This window comes from Actinomycetota bacterium (genome assembly GCA_035759705.1).
Lineage (GTDB): Bacteria > Actinomycetota > CADDZG01 > JAHWKV01 > JAHWKV01 > JAJCYE01.
Genome location: DASTUJ010000098.1, coordinates 17809 through 34359 on the forward strand (window position 1 = coordinate 17809; position 16551 = coordinate 34359).

Genomic DNA, 16551 nt, shown 5'->3' on the forward strand with positions numbered 1-16551 from the left:
CCCGATGTACCCGCGCTCTGTGCGCGCCTCGGCACCTAGTTACCCCGGCAGCCGGGAGGTCAACCGGAGATGCCTACTCCTCAGTGCCGACCGCGTAGACCCCGTCGGCACGTTCCTCCAGCCGGATCTTCGGCAGCGGCCGGGGCGGCGGCCCGGCGACGACCTCCCCGGTGCGCTCGTTGAAGATGCCCTTGTGGCAGGGGCACTCCAGCACTCCCTCTTCCCGGCGCCAGAGGACGGCGCAGGACAGGTGGGTGCAAACCGACGAGAACGCCACCAGCTCCCCGTCGTTCAACCGCATGGCGATCACGGGGTCGTCATCGCCCGGGTAGGAGAAGGTCACCATCTTTCCCTTGCCCACCGAGCCGGCCACCAGCTTTGCGGGACCGGCGCCGGCGCCGTGGCGGCGGAAGACGCCCGATGCCAGCCCTGCGGTCCCGATCAGAAGCCCGCCCGATGCGATCACCAGCATCCGCAGGTAGTCCCGCCGGGACATGAGCCCTCCCTCCTTGAGTCGCTTCTCCCGGCTCTCCGGGGGCCGGGTGGCGGTCACACCTTCTCCTCGGAAAGAAACTCGTTCCACACGCTGTAGCCCCCGGGGATCACGTCCTCGCCCCCGGCCGGCGCCACCAGCGCGTTGCCGGTGACCACGCTCTGGTTGCCGAAGTCGAAGACGTCGATCGCCTTGGCCGACGGGCGCTTCGCGACCAGCTCGTCGTAGGTGCCGTAGAACAGGGCATCGGTCGGGCAGACCGAAGCGCACATCGGCAGCAGTCCCTGCGAGCTGCGGTCGTAGCAGAGGTCGCACTTGTACTGGAGCATCTCGGGGATGTCGAGCTTGGGGACCCCGAACGGGCAGGCGTGGACACAGTTGCCGCAGCCGATGCACAGCTCGGGCGAAGCGGTCCCCACCACCCCGTCGGTGCCGACCGGGATCGCGTCGACCGGGCAGACCTGGGCGCAGGGGGCGACCGGGTCCGAACAGTGCATGCAGACGGTGGGCATGGCGGCGGCCGAGTTGCCCATGTCGACGTAGTCGAGGTGGATCATCGAGCGGCCTTTGTGGGAGTCGCACTCCCGGCACGCCGCGACACACGCCTGGCACCCGATACACCGGCCCGGGTCGATGAACAGCGCTTTTTTCCTCATCCTCGGCCGGTTCCCCTTCCCTGCGGCGCCGACGGCTGCCGCTTGTCGAATGCTCCGACCTCCTCGTAGACCTGGCCGCCCGGCGGGACCGGGGGCGCCGGGGGGATGTCGATCTCGGTCCCCATCTCGATCCGGCACGAGCACACCTTGAACTCGGGGATTTTCGACGTCGGGTCCAGGGCGTCGACGGTCATCAGGTTGGCCGCCACCCGGCCCGCCCAGTGGTAGGGGATGAAGACGGTGTCCGGGCGGATGGTCGACACCACCAGGGCCGGGTAGGTCGCCGACCCCCGGCGGGTGCTGACCTTCACCGGGTCCCCGTTGACGTAACCCAGGCTCGGGTGGACCTCCACCCACGGGCGGGGCGTCTGCTGGACGAGGGCGTCGATCCTGCGGGTCTGGTTGCCCGACAGGTAGTGGGCGACGGTGCGTCCGGTGGTCAGCTTCAGCGGGTACTTGGAGTCGACCTCCTCCGCCGGCGGGCGCCACTCGACGGCGTGGAATCGGGCCAGGCCGTCCGGGTGGTGGAAGCGCTCCTCGAAGAGGCGAGGCGTGCCCGGGTGGTCCTCGGAGGGGCATGGCCAGAAGATCCCGCCGGTCTCCTCGATCCGCTCGTAGGTCATGCCCGAGTAGTCGGCCTGGCCGCCCTTGGAGGCGATCCGCAGCTCCTCGAAGATCTCCCGGGAGCTTTCGAACCCGAACTTGTCGGCGTGGCGGCCCAGGCGCCGCGCGATCTCGCAGACGATCCACCAGTCCGGCCTGGCGTCGCCTGGAGGGTCGGAGGCCTTGTTGTACTTGACCACCCGGCCCTCGGCGTTGGTCGAGATGCCCTCGTCCTCGGCCCACGAGGTGCCGGGGAGCACGACGTCGGCCCGGTCGCAGGTCTCGGAGAGGAAGAAGTCGATCTGGCAGTGGAACTCCAGGCTGTCGAAGCCCCCGGCGATGCGGCCGGCGGACGGCATCGACACGATCGGGTTGTTGCAGATGCCGAGCCACCCCTTGATCTCGCCGGCTTCGGCCTGGTGAACCATCTCGACCGCCGAAGTGCCGGCCCGGGGAAGCTCGTCGTCGGTGATCCCCCACACCTTGCAGATGTGCTCCCGGGCGGCCGGGTCCTCGATCATCCGCTGGCCGGGAAGCTGGTCCGACTTCTGGCCGTGCTCCCGCCCGCCCTGGCCGTTGCCCTGGCCGGTGATCGTGCCGTAGCCCTTGCCGGGGGCCCCGAACTGGCCGGTGGCCAGGCACAGGTTGATGACGGTCAGGCAGTTGTCGACGCCCTGGATGTGGTGCTCGATCCCCCGGGCGTGGAAGGCCATCGCCTTGTTCGCTCGTCCCCAGGTGAGGCCGACCTTCTCGATGAGCGCCGGGTCCAGCCCGCAGATCTCGCCGGTCTTCTCCGGGGTGTAGAAGGGAAGCCCGGCCTTGACCGCGTCCCAGCCCGTGGTCCGGGAGCGGATGAACTCGGTGTCGACCAGGCCCTCCCGTGCGATCACGTGCAGCACGCCGTTCAGGAACGCGGCGTCGGTGCCCGGCCGGACCGGGACGTGGATGTCGGCGGTGCGGGCGATCGGGGTCTCCCGGGGGTCGACGGTGATCAGCTTGGCTCCTGAGTCGCGGGCCCCCCAGAAGTACTGGGTGGCGACCGGGAAGCACTCCCCCACGTTGGCGCCGAGCAGCATGATGACGTCGGCCTCCAGCATGTCGGACCACGGGTTGGCCGCCCGGTCGACGCCGAATGCCTTCTTGTTGGCGGCGGCGGCCGAGACCATGCAGAGGCGCCCGTTGTAGTCGACGTGTTTGGTCGCCAGCGCCACCCGGGCGAACTTGCCCATCAGGTAGCACTTCTCGGTGGCCAGGCTGGAGCCGGAGTAGACGGCGAAAGCGTCGTTGCCGTAGGTCTTCTGGATCCGGCGGATTTCGCTGACCACCCGGTCCAGGGCCTCGTCCCAGGTGACCTCCCGAAGCGGGTCGCCCCGGCGGTCCCGCATCAGGGGCTTGGTCAGCCGGTCCCGGTGGTTGACCTGCTGGTAGGCCGTCACCCCTTTGGGGCAGAGCTTCAGCTTGTTGATGTCGTGGTTGCGAGGCTCGACGCCGAAAACCTTGCCGTCGGAGGAGACCCTGAGGTACATGCCGCACTGCACGCCGCAGTAGCAGCAGTGGGTGGCAACCATCGTCTCGCCCCGCTCCGCCGAGACGTAGTTGCCGGGGCGGTTTTTCTCCTTGCGGAAGGCGGCGACCCCGGGGGCAAGGATCTGCAGTTGTTTTCTCATCAGAACCCCGCCTTTACCCGGTCTCTGTACTGGGCGCCCCGGGCGATGCGCTTGCACGCCGGGCAGGTTTCGACCCAGCCGGCGTAGTCCAGGCCGAGCTCGTTCATGGTCCTCTGGAGGTCGCTCACGAACACGGCGCCCTCGATCCCGGCCCCGCACTCCCGGCATGCGAGCGCTCCGCCCGAGGCCAGCGACGCCTGCTTGTGCAGGTGGACGCCGATCATCGCCGGGCGCTGGATCGTGTGAAAGAACTTGCCGAACGGGATCCAGACCAGCGTAAGGACCACGGTGCACATGTGGATGAACGCCAGCGGCTGGTAGGCGAACCCGTCCATCAGCGCGCTGGAAACCGTCAGGAGCAGCCCGGTGACCGAGATGGCGATCAAAGCCAGCAACGGCAGCAGGTCCCGGCCGAACCGGGTGAGGTTGTTTCCCCGCTCGGTCCAGCGTTTGTGGAGGAACCAGGCCCCGCCTCCGATGACCAGCACGGCGGAGAAGTTCAGCCCGTGGAACATCATCCAGCCAACGATGCCCAGAGCATCGATCTTGATCGTGCGGACGCCGTTCATGTAGATCCAGTAGAGGCTTTCGGTGCCCGCCACCGCCCGGAAGTGGATGAAGCCGAAGGTCAGCGGAAAGGTGATCAGCGTCGCCGATATCACTCCCCAGAACAGGCCCTGGTGGGCCAGCCAGCGGGCGGTGCTACGTTCGGCGATGAACCGCTGCAGCAGAAGGGTCGACACCACAGTTTTGGGCACCTCGGACTTCGGCAGGTCGGGGCCGGGCTTGAGAATCGCCTTCCACCCCCGCAGCAGGTAGCGCCGGGCGGCCGGGCTCTGCGCCCAAAGAACCGTGCGGTAGGCGACGCCGAACCCCAGGAAGATGGTGCCGATCGCATAGCCGAGCAGGGCGACGTCGAAGTTGTCCAGGTTGCGGCTGCCGGCCAGAATCGCAACCGTCAGAATCAGCGCGGCGGCGGCTCCCGCGGTCAGGGCACCCCGGTTCCGGGACGGCGCAACCGGGAAGGAGGGGGACGCGGGACGGGAGATCGGGTGGTCGCTCACCCGATCAAGAGTCCCAGCGGGACATTACGTCGATGTTTCTTCTCAGTTCCCTTCAGGTAAAGTCGCCGTTTTCGCCCAAACGGGTCCCCCGCGGAGGGTTACCCTCCGAACATGGACAAAGTGACCGGGCCGCACGGCCTTCTGCTGACCGGCGGGACGTCGCGCCGAATGGGCGAGGACAAAGCCCGGTCGGCGGTCGGCGGGGTCCCCATGGGGACGCTGGCCGGGACGGCCCTGCTGGAAGCGGCCTCCCCGGTGCTTTGCGTGGGACCGGACCCGGGGCTGGGCCTGGAAACCGTCGAGGACGACCGCCGGGGTCCCCTGGCTGCGCTGGCGATCGGGATGAGGCGCCTGGCCGGCACAGGATTCGGCGGGCCGGTGCTCCTGGTGGCGTGCGACATGCCCTTTCTCACCGCCGGCCTGCTGAAGCTGGTGGCATCGGAGCTGGGGGGCGCCCAGGCGGCAGTACCCGTGTCGGGAGGCCGCCTTCAGCCCCTGGCCGCCTGCTACGCCGCAAGCGTGCTGCCGCTGGCCGAGAGGCTGGTTGCCGCCGGCCGGCTTTCCATGGGAAGCCTTCTGGACGAGATCGAGGTCAAGGAGGTCGACCAGCAGAGCTGGAGCCACCTCGCCGGCCCTGCGGCGCTGACCGACGTCGACACCCCGGCCGAACTGCGGGCGGCCAACGAGGCGATCCGTTGAGGCCTCTTCTTTCGATCGAGCAGTACCGACAGAGCATTCTGGAACGCATCCCGGAGCCCCGGCCGGTAACCGTCCCCCTGGACACGGCATACGGCTGCGTGCTGGCAGGCCGGCTGGCCTCGCCCCACGACCTGCCCGCTTTCCCCTCCTCTGCGATGGACGGCTACGCCGTGCGAAGCGCGGACATCGCCGCAGCCGCCGAGGGGGTTCCGGTTTCGCTGCAGATCGAGGGTGAGGTCCGGATGGGGAGCGCCCCACACGCCGAGGTGCTCGAGGGCCGGGCCGTGGCCGTACCGACCGGCGGCATGCTGCCTGAGGGGGCCGACACCGTCGTCCCGGTCGAGGAGTGCCGGGTCGAGGGGGGCGCCGTATGGTTCTGCGTCCCCTCCCGTCCGGGCCGCAACGTCCGCCCGGCAGGCGAGGACCTTCTGGCGGGCGAGCTCGTGGTCGAGGCGGGGCGGCGCGTGGAAGCCGCCGACCTCGGCGCCCTGGCCGCGGCGGGGTTCGCAGAGGTCGCGGTCTACCGCACCCCGAGGGTGGTCGTCTTCTCCACCGGGAACGAGCTGGTGGAGGGCGGCGGGGATACCGGGCCGGGCCAGATCCACGAATCGAACTCGTTCATGCTGCGGGCACTCGTTCGCCGGGCCGGGTGCGAAGCGACCTACGCCGGGCGGGTGCCGGACGACCCGGGCGCGCTGCTCCGGGCGCTGGAAGCCGCTCCGCCCGGAGACGTCCTCCTGTGTTCGGGCGGCGTGTCGGCAGGCCGGGATGACCCCGTCCGGCGGGCGTTCGAGGGCAGGGAAGAGGTGGGCTGCGTGCAGGTTTCAGTCCAGCCCGGCCGCCCGCAGGCGTTCGGAGTATTCCGTGACAAGCCGTTCTTCGGCCTGCCGGGCAACCCGATGGCGTCGCTGGTGTCCTTCGAGCTGTTCGTCCGTCCCGCCCTGAAGAAGATGATGGGCCTCCCACCAACGGTCGACTACCTGAACGCCACCCTGGACGGCGCCCTGGAGGCTGCGCCGGCATCCGTGCGGTTCGTGCCGGTACGGCTGACGGAGTCCGGACCACAACTGATTGCGTGCAGCAGGGAGCAGCGCCGCTCCAATCAGCTGGCAAAGCTGGCGCAGTCCGACGGCATGGCCGAGGTGCCGCCGGGCGCCGGGCTGAACGCAGGAGAGCCGGTGAGAGTACTCTCGATTCGAGAGTGGTAACCCGCTCCCCACTCCGGACCCGGTGAACTTCGAGCTTTAAGATCCTACGAAGCGGGGAAAAGAGTGCCCACAATGAAGATACGACGAACCCTTTCGCAACGATTCGCCACTACGGTCCTTCTGGCCGGCATGTTCCTGGCGTCGCTCACCGGCACCGCCGCGGCTGCCGACGGAATCGGGTCCCTCGACATCCTTGGACTGCTCGGCTTGAAGCCGCCCCCTGTAGCCCAGGCTTCAGCTCCTGCGCCGCCCCCGCCCGGCGACGTCCCACCCCCTCCCGCAGCCGCCGCCGCACCTGCGGCGACGCTGGACGCCTCGTCGATACCGGCCAACTCCGGCGCCGGCAGGAGGGTCGTCTACTCGGTCAGCCAGCAGAGGGTTTGGCTGGTCAACGAGGACGGTTCGCTGCACGGCACCTGGCTGGTCTCCGGCCGCGCCGGCGAGCCCAACCCCGGCTCCTACTCGGTCTTCTCCCGTTCCCGCCACGCCCGCGCCCAGCGGCCGGGCATCACCATGGAGTACATGGTCCGGTTCGTCCGCACCGCCGGTCTTCCCATCGGCTTCCACTCGATCCCGGTCAACCGCCGGGGCGCCAAGATTCAAAGCATCGAGCAGCTGGGCACCTATCAGAGCCTCGGCTGCGTCCGCCAGAGATACGAGGACGCGGTGGTGATGTGGGAGTTCGCGCAGATCGGCACTCCGGTAATCGTCCCGAACTAGGCGTAAACCGGCCGCGGGGTAGGATGGTCAGCGCGCAAATTCTTTCCAAGTCGGCTGGGAGGCCCCATGTCTGAAGACACCACGCAGGTAGAAGAAATCGACGAGGACCTCGAAGAAGGCACCGAGGCCGCTGCTGAGGCTGCGAAGATGCGTTCGTCGGACTCGAAGATCAAGGCCAAGCCGGTCAAGGGTGACGTGGAGGTCGACTTCACCGACATCAGCCGGGAGACTCTGAAGCCCCGAATCGCTCGGGACCAGAAGGTCTTCACCAACGGCTTCAAGATTCCCGGCTTCTCCGGTTACACCGACGTCCCGGGCAAGATCTGCGTCGACTGCGGCTGGCGTGCGATGAAGTTCTCCAAGCAGTGCGCCAAGTGCGGCGGGGAGCTTCGCCCCGAGTAAAGCCTGTTTACCGGCGGGGCTCCCAGGAGAACCGCCGGATGGCAACCAGCAGTCCCAACCCGCCCCAGGCAGCCAGAACCGCCAGGTGGGTCAGCGCAAACCCTCCGGACCCCGCGGAAGGGAAGAACACCTCCTGCATCGCCTCGCTGAAATGCCGGACGGGGAAAATTTTTCCGGCCATGTCCAGCCAGGCCGGCGGATCCTGCAGCGGGATGAACACGTCCGAGACGAACAGCAGCGGCAGGATCGTCGCATTGACGATGGCCGGGGCGGCGTCGGCGTTCGGCACGATCGTCGTCACCGCCATCCCCAGCGCCGAGAAGCAGGCGGCGCCGACCGCCAGCGTGACGATGAACGCCGGGATCGAGCTGCCGGGAAGCTCGGCGTCGTAGAGCAGCATCCCGAACACCAGGCAGATAGCCACCAGCAGGATCGCTATGCCGACTGCGTGGAGCATGCGGGCGACCAGGTAGGCCCAACCCGGCAGCGGGGTCCCCTTCACGCGCTTTAGCACCCCGAGGTCCCGGGCGAAGGTCAGGCTCATCGCAATGTTCGTGTAGCAGGCGGTGATCACCGAGAAAGCCGCAATCCCGGTGATGTAGAAGGTGGCGACGCTGACGTCGTGGCCGTTGATGGTGATGTCCGCCGAACCGAACAGGGTAGTGAAGATCACCAGGAACAAAAGCGGGAAGGCGAAGGTGAAGAAGGCGGCGGCAGGGTTGCGCCAGAACGCCTTGTTGGTGAACCGGACCTGCCGCAGGACCAGAGCCGCGCTGCTCACTCGACCTCCTCGTCAACCGGCGCTTCCGCCCCGGTGAGCTCCAGGTACACGTCCTCCAGGCTGGGACGGTTGACCTCCAGCCCCTCGAGCGACACCTTGTGGGCCAGCGCCCACCCGGTCAGCTCGTGCAGGAAGTGCACCGGGTTGGCGGTGGAGAACTCCAGGAAGTCGCCCGACTCCCGGGCCGTCGCCCGCACCGGGCCCGGCAGTGCGGCGCCGTCGGCCAGCTTGAAGCGGATGATCGTGGCGCCCGCGTCCCGGCCCGCCAGTGACTCCGGCGATCCCTGGGCGATGATCCGCCCCGCGGAGATGATCGCCACCCGGTCGGCCAGGTACTGGGCCTCGTCCATGAAGTGGGTGGTCAAAAAGATGGTCTTCCCGATGTCCGCCAGGCCCTTGATCATCTCCCATGCGCTGCGCCGGGCGCCGGGGTCGAAGCCGGTGGTCGGCTCGTCCAGGAACAGCAGGTCCGGGTCGCCGGCGAGGCCCACGCCGACGTCGAGCCGCCGCTGCTGCCCGCCGGAAAGTTTGGTGACCCGGACGTCGGCCTTCTCGGTCAGCCCTACCAGCTCCATGATCTCCTCGGGCGACCTGGGGTTGGGGTAGTAGCCCCCGAACAGCTCCAGGGTCTCGGCGACCGTGAGGTAGGGGTCCATGCCGGTCGACTGCAGGACGATCCCGATCCGGGACTTGAAAGCCGGGTCCGCGTCCCGGGGGTCGTGGCCGAGGACGCTGACCTCCCCGGAGTCCCGGCTGCGGAATCCCTCGAGGATCTCGACGATGGTGGTCTTGCCGGCGCCGTTGGGGCCCAGGAGGGCAAAGACCTCGCCCTCGGCGACCTCCAGGTCTACGCCTCGAACCGCCTTGAGCCCTCCGTAGGACTTGTGCAGCCCGCTGATTTCAATCGCTGGATCGGCCGTTTGAGTTCTCCCGCCCGCTCAAAGGGTGAATTGTCAGTCTACCCACGATGGGGCCCGCTCCCGCGCATTCGCCCGGCTCTGAAAAACCAATCCTTAGAATTCGAATAGAGAGGCTTGAATGTAAGCCGGCAAGGGCATACGTTGTACGCAAGTCGTCCGGAACGGGCGATCTCATTCGTCATTAAGAATCAACCGGCGCTCAAGCCCCGGGACGCCCCCTAGCTAGGAGTTGCCATGCACAGATTCGGGCAGTATCTGAAGTTGGCAGTGATGATGGCGATGCTGGCCATGCTGCTGGTGCCGACGGCATCGGCGGAGAACAACTGCGACGCCAACGGCCCGGGCCCGGACGAAACGGCCTGCACTCAGGAGTTCGACCTGACCAGCGGTGAAACCGGCGAATCGGGAGCCACCGGCGACGGAGGCGAAGGCGGAGCTTCCGGCGACGGCGGCGAAGGCGGTGACGGCGGCGGGAGTGGTGCCGCAACCGGTGGAAGCGGTGACGGCGGCGGGGGCGGAGCAGGCGCAGGTGGCGCAGGCGGCTCCGGCGGCGGTAACGGCGGGGCAGGCGGCGGCGGCGGTGCCGCAGGTGGGAGCGGCGCATTTGCCGGCGCAACCACAGGCGGCGGCGACGGCGGCGGCGGAGCGGGCGGAGCGGGCGGAGACGGCGCCTGTGACGGCAGCGGCGATAACAGCGGCGGCTGCAACGGCGGCTCCGGCGGTAACGGCACCGGCGGGACCGGCGGCGACGGACACGGCGGGAACGCCGAGTCGGGCGACGGCGGCGAAGGCGGCGAAGGCGGCGAGTCCGGCGACGGCGGCAACGGTGGACGCAGCGGCAACAGCGGAGACACGGGCGACAGCGGCAACGTATGCGCGGACGCCGACAACAACAACAACTGCGACAGCGGTGGCGGCGACGAGTGACCTCGTTACGATCTGTCAAATCTCAGCGGCAGGCATCGCGACCACCGACGATCGGACACGCCGGGACCAAATAGCGACTGCATGACAAAACTGGCCCCTTAGGGGCCAGTTTTGTTTTTACGGCAGTTCTGGAACCTGAAGGGCAACGACCACGATGTCGTCGCGGGGCAAGCCATCCTGGAACGCCAGCACCGCGTCGAGGATTCCGTCGGTGAGGCCCATCGCGGAGCCGGCGTGGCGCTCCACCGCCTCCTCCAGGCGCTCCTCGCCGAAGAAGTCCTCGGTGCCTCTCGCTTCGGTAACCCCATCCGTATAGAGGACCAGGGCATCCCCGGGCGCCAGGGTGAAGTCCCGATCGTGGAGCTTTGGCGCCTCGAAGTCGCCCAGCAGCAAGCCGAAAACTCCGACCGGCTCCGCCGGGCCTCCGCTTCTGGCCCGCAGCGGCAGGGGGTGGCCTCCGCAGCTGACGGCTCCCAACCAGGAGCCATCCTGCTGCTGTTTCAGCCGCACCAGCGACACCGTGCAGAATCGGTCGGACGCGTGCCTAATGAGAACGTCGTTCAAGAGACCCAGGACCTCGGACGGCTTTTCGAGGGAAACCGCTCCCGCCCGAATCGTGTAACGCGCTAGGGCAGTCACCACCGCGGCGTCCACGCCCTTGCCCCTCACATCTCCGACCGCGATCACCCAGTCTCCCGGCCCTATCTGGAACACGTCGTAGAAGTCGCCGCCGACCTCGTCGCCGGTACCCGCCGGCCGGTAGGCAGCACACACGTCAAGGCCGGGAATCTCCGGTGGTTCGGGCGGTATGAGCGTCTGCTGCAGCGTCTGTACCAGGAGCCTGGCCTTTCGCTCGGACTCCTCCGCGCGATCCTTCGCCTTCAACAGCTCCTGCTCGTACTTTCGCCGTTCGGTGGCGTCGAAGACTGCGGTTCTAACCACCACGGGGGCGCCCGCCGAGTCCCTCTCGAGCACCGAGTTCAACAACGCCGGAATTCGCCTGCCGTCCACCGTCAGGATCTCGAGCGCAATCTCACGAACCGACCCCTGCATCTGCAACATCGGCGCGTAGTGGGTCTCGTGGTAGATCCGGCCGCCGGGGGTCAGCAGGTCCGATAGGCAACGCCGGCCGACCAGGTCGTCCCGCCGGTACCCCGTCCAGGTGAGAAAGGTCTGGTTGACCTTGATGATGGTGCCGTCGGGCGCGGTCGTCAGGTAGCCGCAGGGGGCCCGGTCGTAGAGCTCCTCGGCGTCGTCTATCAGCGCTCCGTAAAAGGCTTTTAGTGCCTCCTCGGCGCTCATCTCCCCCGATGCGGGCTTGGTGTCAGCCGTCAACGAACTCTGAGATCGCTTCAGCGGTCTCTTTGGGCATGCTGAGGTGCGGGCAGTGACCGGTGGCATTCAAGAGCACGTAGGACGACAGCGGGAGCGAGTCCCTCACGTACTCCCCGACCCCTACGGGCGCAATGGCGTCGCTGCGGCACTGTAGGACCAAGGTCGGAACCTTGACCTGGGCCAGGTCCGCCCGGTTGTCCGCCATGAACGTGATGCGGGCAAAGTCCCGGGCTATCTTCGGGTCGGTTCGGCAAAAGCTGGCCTCCAGCTCCCTGCCCAGCTCAGGCCGGTCGGGGTTGCCCATGATGACGGGAGCCATGGCGCTGGACCATCCGAGGTAGTTGCTCTCGAGCGACTCCAACAACTCCAGGATGTCCGCCTCGCCGAACCCACCGGTGTAGTCGCCGTCGTTGATGTAACGAGGCGAGGGGCAAACCATCACCAGCTTGTCGAATATCTCCGGCTGCCTGTTGACGGCGAGCACGCCGATCATCGAAGAAACCGAGTGGCCGGTGAGCACCACGTTGTCCAGCTCCAGGCTCCGGCAGATCTCGAGCACGTCGTCGGCGTAGCTGCCCAGAGACGAATACCGGACCGGGTCGTACGAGCCCACATCCGAACGGCCGGCGCCGACGTAGTCGAACAGGACGACCTTGTACCGGTCTTCGAATGCCGGAACCACGAAGCGCCACATGTTCTGGTCGCAGCCGTATCCGTGGGCAAACACGATCGGCTGGCCGTCGGGGGCGCCTGAGACTTTGACGTTGTACTTTTCGATCACGCCCATCGTTGTTGAATTGCCTCTCTAGGTCCCGGCCCGGGGGGGCCGCCTCCCCTGGGTCGACCGGTGAGGTGGGTCGTGAACGATTCGAGGGCGGTTAGCTTGCCAGCTGGCCTCGGACGGCGCCGTCGGGATACTGCTCCGAGTGGACGTTGACGTAGAAGTTCGCCGGCTCCTCCGAGATGTCTTCGAGGTCGGACTCGCTGACCCCGTCGACGCACTTGTCGGCACCGTCGTCCTCACCCTCGGGATACTCCAGGTTGACCAGAACGGGTCCTGCTTCGCCCTCCTCGCCGGAATGGATGTGGGCGGCCTGCACGTTCTGGACCCCCTCGAGGGAGATGTCGTAGCAGATCTGGTTTTCGTCGGAGTTGATCTCGATCTCGGCTTCGCCGGTGCCGTCGCCGCCGCACGTGTCGCCGTCACAAACTTCCTCGGCGCCGGTCAGCTGAATGTCGAATTCGCCGCCTTCGTCGTCACCCGGGTTGCAGGAAGCCAGCAACAAGGCGGCCACCAGGGCCAGGGCCAGTATCGAAAATCTCTTCATGGCGAACCTCTTTCTTCTCGGGTGACGATCAAGTCATCTCTCCCCGGAGAACGCTGCCGCCAAACGGAGAGACCTTCACAGGTTATGCCAGCAAGGTTATCAAGCGGGGACCGGCTCAGGCGGCCCGCCCGGCCTTTCTCTTCAGGACGTATCCGACGGCCAGCGCGACGCCGAGCGTAAGGGCAAAGATGAGGCCCTTCGTGGCCTGGCTCGGCCCCTCGTTGGGGACGGAGTTAGCATCTTCGCTCGGCGGGTCGACCTGTTCGCCGGCGCCCCTGGTTGAGCTGTCGAGCGAGCGGGCGTTCTCCAGCCCGGGCGAGTACTCCTGGGTGGCGGTGCAGGCGTTGTCCTCGAAGGGCGGCGCCTCGTTTATCGGCACGAACAGGTACTTGTCCCCCTTCACAAACGACCGGTCGACCGAGGTGATGCTTTGAGGGTCGCCCGGGCCGCCCCGGACCTCCACCTGCTCGGGAAGGTCTCCGCCCTTCCACACCTCGTCGACCAGGACGGTGGCGATGCGGTCTCCGCCGGCCACCGACACCACCGTTCCGGTGAACACCACGCTGGAGGCGGCGAGGCTCTCGCTCAACGGAAGCTGGACCGCGCACGATGCGTGGGCCGCCACCGGCAGGAGGAGGACCGCCAGAAGGCCGAGCAGGACGAGGAGGGTTGTTTTCATAGCTCTTTGACGGATGCTAACCCGTCCCCGGTTCCCGGTTGGAGAAACCGAAGATCTCGATGCAACGGATCGCGGCGGCGATGTTCCCGTCCACCCGGGCGACGCCCGAGACGATCACGTCCAGCGGGTTCGCCTGGCCGGCGGCGATCGCCAGGAAGGTCCTAACGTCGGTGGTCAGGGTGAACGCCGGGTCGGCTGCCCACCCCTGGGCAGTTTCGACGGTCCCATCGGCGACGGTGACGCTGAAGACCTCCCCGTCGATGTCCATCTGGTAGGTCTCCTTGACGCCCCGCGCCAGCTCGGGCCGGAAGGTCGCCCGCATCGCCAGTGCTCCCCAGCCCGGCGCCCGGGTGCCTTCGGCTTCCTCCGGCTCGGGCCGCGGGAACCCGAAGATCTCGACGCAGCGCAGGCCCGCCTCCTCGCTTCCCTGGATCACGGCCTTTCCCTGAGCCGCCGCCTCGGCCGGGCTGATCTGGCGGGCGCCCATCGCCATCAGGGTTTCCACATCGGTGGAGATCACCAGGTCGGGCTGCCCGACGGCGCCCTGGTAGGTCTGCAGGGTTCCGTCCTCTACCTTGAGCTGGAAGGTGTCGTCGTCGATGCGGAACTCGTAGATTTCCCGCACGCCGGCGGCCGCCTGGGCATTGAAGGTCGAGCGCATGGCGAGAACCCCCCAGCCGGGCCGGAGAACGTCCTCGGCAGCCGGCGAGTCCATGGTCTCCATCCCCCACCGGGCCAGCTCCAGTAGCGCCGGCTCGAGCTTGATCCCACGGTCGGTCAGCTCGTAGACCACGGCTCCCGAGGGCGGGGGCATCTGTCGTTTGCGGACCAGCCCGGCCGCCTCCAGGTCCTGCAGCCGCTTGGCAAGCAGGTTGGTCCCGATGCCGGGCAGGCCGTCGAGCAGGTCCTTGTACCGGCGGGGGCCCAGCATGAGCTCACGGATCAGAAGCAGGGTCCAGCGTTCTCCTACGAGGTCCAGGGCGCGGGCAAGGCTTTCGAACTGTCCGTACGTTCGTTTCCCCATGACCGAGCCCAGTTTAGACCCCACCCGCACCACCTTCGGCCGGGCTCCGGTCAGCTGCGGGCCACCGGGAAGCTCTCCTTCATTGCCTCGGAAAGGAAGGGGATGAGCGCGTCTTTCACTGCCTCCGGGTTGTCGACGAAGGGCCAGTGACCGCTCTTTTCGAGCACCACGACCCGTGCGTTGGGGAAGGTGACCTTCTGGCCCTCGGCGAACTGGTACCCGAGGTAGGGGTCCTTCTTCCCCCAGATCACCAGCACCGGACGCTCGATCTTGCCGAGAACCGCCCGCAGCTGCTGCGACGGCGTGTTCACGTCCCGGGTAGCGCGATAGAGCTTCAGCACCGCCCGCTTGGTGCCGCGGTCGAAGTCTTCGTACATGCGGTCGAGGAACGGCCGGGGGAGGCCGCCGGAGTTCCCGTGGCGGAGCAGGAGACGGAATGCGGGCGCAGTCGACATGGCGGTGAACAGCTCCCCCACCACCGGCGTCTGCCAGATCTTCGCCAGGTAGTGCCAGCGGTAGCCGAGCAGCACGCCGGTGTCGATCAGCGTGGCGCTGGCGTACGCCTCGGGGTTGGCGGCCGCCCAGGCAAGCGCCCACGGTCCACCGAAGTCGTGGGCCACCAGGTGCGCCCGGTCGATGCCAAGCTGGTCCAGCATCTTGCCCAGGTGGGCGGCGTAACCCTCGACCGTGTAGTCGAAGCCGGCCGGTTTGCCGGCCTTGCCGAACCCGGGCATGTCCATGGCGACGGCGCGGCCGAGCTTGCCCGCCTCGGCGACCAGTCTGGTGTAGTCCTCGGAAGAGCCGGGGTTCCCGTGGACGAACACCACGGCCTCCCGCGCCCCGTCGGGACCGGACTCGATGACCGGCGACTCGATACCGGCAACCTCAATCGTCCTCCGCCTAAGGCCCGGCTCGTCCGGCGGGCTCATGACCCGGCTCGCCTGGATCCGGTTGCGTGCGGTCAGCTCCTTGTCGGACCGGGAGCGCAGGTTGACGAGCGCCGCGCGGCCCATCGTCACGGGCGACACCAGCTTGCTCACGGGGATGACCCGGCCCCCGAAGTCGTGGATGACGTTCGCCAGCTTGGCGTCCTTGGCGCCGGCCGAGAACAGCAGCTTCTCGGCCGGGTTGTAACGGCGGTTGAGGCTGTACTCGTTGACCATCAGGTAGTGCGCCAGGAGCTCCCTCCGAACCCTCCGGCGGTAGGCGGTCACGGCATCCTTCAGCTCCTCGCGGCTGCCCAGGTGCCCGGCGGTGCACTCCACCAGCCACTCGGCCTCCTGGAACGCCCACCCGCACCCGACACCGAACAGCGGGTCGGAGGCGACCATGGCGTCGCCGGTAAATGCGAGGCCTTCGGGGGGCGAGTTCCGCCAGAAGTTCGGCAGGTCGACCGCTCCGATGACCTTGGAGACCTGCTTGGCGTTGCTGAGGTCCGGCCCGTCGGGGAGGCGCTCGAACGTGCGCCGGATGTTGCCGGCCAGGTCCTTGCGGAACCAGTCAAGCTTCTCCTTGCGGCCGAACATGCAGGCCAGGATGCTAATGCCGTCCTCGTTCGGGAAGACGTAGGCGACGTCGGGGTCGAGGAACCAGGTCCGGGCGGCGTTCCGCGGGTTGGGGATGCCTTCGTAGTAGGCGAAGTATCCGGAACGCTTGTTGGGAAGCTTCTTGGCCCCCACGCCGGCGAGCTCGGCGAGCCTCGAGTGACGCCCGTCGGCCGCCACCACCAGCGCGGCAGAGATCGACGAGACGTTTCCGTCGGGGTCGCGGACCTCGACGCCGATTACCCGGGAGCCGTCCCGGACCAGCCCGGTGGCGGTCCGGCCGGGCAGGTAGGTCACGCCCGGCGTCTCTGCGGCAGTCGCACGCAGGATCGGGTCGAGAGCCTCCCGGCGGAGGCTGTAGCCGTATGCTGCGTCGCCCTCGGGCCGGCGGATCCAGCCCCATCGGTTCCACATCTCCAGCGAGTTGCGGACGGCGCCGGCCTCCTCCAGCTTCTCGGCGACGCCCAGGCGCTGAATGGTCGGGGTGGCGGAGGGCTGGAT

The 16551-nt window shown here is 67.8% G+C and carries 17 protein-coding genes; 5 read left to right on the plus strand and 12 right to left on the minus strand.

The genetic code is table 11. From position 1 onward, the window contains the following. Positions 1-73 precede the first annotated feature (73 nt). The 4 genes from VFV09_06630 to VFV09_06645 are packed head-to-tail and all read right to left on the minus strand — an operon-like array spanning position 74 to position 4483. Entirely contained in the window at positions 74-553 is a 480-nt protein-coding gene (locus VFV09_06630) for a Rieske (2Fe-2S) protein (protein HEU4867385.1), read from the minus strand. Then, positions 550-1149, minus strand: a complete 600-nt coding sequence (locus tag VFV09_06635; GenBank protein ID HEU4867386.1) for a 4Fe-4S dicluster domain-containing protein — start codon at positions 1147-1149, stop codon at positions 550-552. The genes VFV09_06630 and VFV09_06635 overlap by 4 nt, the downstream gene beginning before the upstream one ends. Beyond that, positions 1146-3419: a molybdopterin oxidoreductase family protein gene (locus tag VFV09_06640; GenBank protein ID HEU4867387.1), complete on the minus strand. Its 2274-nt coding sequence runs from the start codon at positions 3417-3419 to the stop codon at positions 1146-1148. The genes VFV09_06635 and VFV09_06640 overlap by 4 nt, the downstream gene beginning before the upstream one ends. Then, complete coding sequence (locus tag VFV09_06645; protein HEU4867388.1) at positions 3419-4483, minus strand: MFS transporter; 1065 nt, start codon at positions 4481-4483, stop codon at positions 3419-3421. The genes VFV09_06640 and VFV09_06645 overlap by 1 nt, the downstream gene beginning before the upstream one ends. A 111-nt stretch (positions 4484-4594) precedes the next feature. On the opposite strand from VFV09_06645, the gene VFV09_06650 reads away from it, so the two are divergent. The 4 genes from VFV09_06650 to VFV09_06665 all read left to right on the plus strand — a co-directional run bounded on the left by VFV09_06650 (position 4595) and on the right by VFV09_06665 (position 7512). Then, positions 4595-5182 carry a molybdenum cofactor guanylyltransferase gene (locus VFV09_06650; GenBank protein ID HEU4867389.1) on the plus strand — a complete coding sequence of 196 codons (588 nt, stop codon included), beginning with the start codon at positions 4595-4597 and terminating at the stop codon, positions 5180-5182. Then, positions 5179-6390 carry a gephyrin-like molybdotransferase Glp gene (gene glp, locus VFV09_06655; GenBank protein HEU4867390.1) on the plus strand — a complete coding sequence of 404 codons (1212 nt, stop codon included), beginning with the start codon at positions 5179-5181 and terminating at the stop codon, positions 6388-6390. The genes VFV09_06650 and glp overlap by 4 nt, the downstream gene beginning before the upstream one ends. Before the next feature lie 72 nt (positions 6391-6462). After that, positions 6463-7110, plus strand: coding sequence for a L,D-transpeptidase (locus VFV09_06660; GenBank protein ID HEU4867391.1), 648 nt, complete (start codon positions 6463-6465; stop codon positions 7108-7110). Positions 7111-7176: 66 nt separating this feature from the next. Continuing rightward, entirely contained in the window at positions 7177-7512 is a 336-nt protein-coding gene (locus tag VFV09_06665) for a hypothetical protein (GenBank protein ID HEU4867392.1), read from the plus strand. Positions 7513-7519: 7 nt separating this feature from the next. Here the strand turns inward: VFV09_06665 and VFV09_06670 are convergent, their stop codons facing one another. Beyond that, entirely contained in the window at positions 7520-8293 is a 774-nt protein-coding gene (locus VFV09_06670) for an ABC transporter permease (GenBank protein HEU4867393.1), read from the minus strand. Then, the gene (locus tag VFV09_06675) at positions 8290-9198 is read right to left on the minus strand and encodes an ABC transporter ATP-binding protein (GenBank protein ID HEU4867394.1); all 909 of its coding nucleotides are present in this window, start codon (positions 9196-9198) and stop codon (positions 8290-8292) included. The genes VFV09_06670 and VFV09_06675 overlap by 4 nt, the downstream gene beginning before the upstream one ends. A gap of 249 nt (positions 9199-9447) precedes the next feature. Between VFV09_06675 and VFV09_06680 the strand changes: the two genes are divergently transcribed. Then, positions 9448-10140, plus strand: coding sequence for a hypothetical protein (locus VFV09_06680; protein HEU4867395.1), 693 nt, complete (start codon positions 9448-9450; stop codon positions 10138-10140). Positions 10141-10257: 117 nt separating this feature from the next. Here the strand turns inward: VFV09_06680 and VFV09_06685 are convergent, their stop codons facing one another. From VFV09_06685 to VFV09_06710, 6 genes are all read right to left on the minus strand, one after another. Then, positions 10258-11475, minus strand: coding sequence for a SpoIIE family protein phosphatase (locus VFV09_06685; protein ID HEU4867396.1), 1218 nt, complete (start codon positions 11473-11475; stop codon positions 10258-10260). Continuing rightward, positions 11465-12262 carry an alpha/beta hydrolase gene (locus VFV09_06690; protein HEU4867397.1) on the minus strand — a complete coding sequence of 266 codons (798 nt, stop codon included), beginning with the start codon at positions 12260-12262 and terminating at the stop codon, positions 11465-11467. Before VFV09_06690 ends, VFV09_06685 begins: the two co-directional genes overlap by 11 nt. 91 nt (positions 12263-12353) lie before the next feature. Then, the gene (locus VFV09_06695) at positions 12354-12803 is read right to left on the minus strand and encodes a CHRD domain-containing protein (GenBank protein ID HEU4867398.1); all 450 of its coding nucleotides are present in this window, start codon (positions 12801-12803) and stop codon (positions 12354-12356) included. Between the two features lie 115 nt (positions 12804-12918). Continuing rightward, positions 12919-13482: a hypothetical protein gene (locus VFV09_06700; GenBank protein ID HEU4867399.1), complete on the minus strand. Its 564-nt coding sequence runs from the start codon at positions 13480-13482 to the stop codon at positions 12919-12921. Positions 13483-13498: 16 nt separating this feature from the next. Continuing rightward, complete coding sequence (locus tag VFV09_06705; GenBank protein ID HEU4867400.1) at positions 13499-14506, minus strand: SCP2 sterol-binding domain-containing protein; 1008 nt, start codon at positions 14504-14506, stop codon at positions 13499-13501. Between the two features lie 50 nt (positions 14507-14556). Further along, on the minus strand, positions 14557-16551 hold a 1995-nt coding region (locus tag VFV09_06710), incomplete at its 5' end, for an alpha/beta fold hydrolase (GenBank protein HEU4867401.1).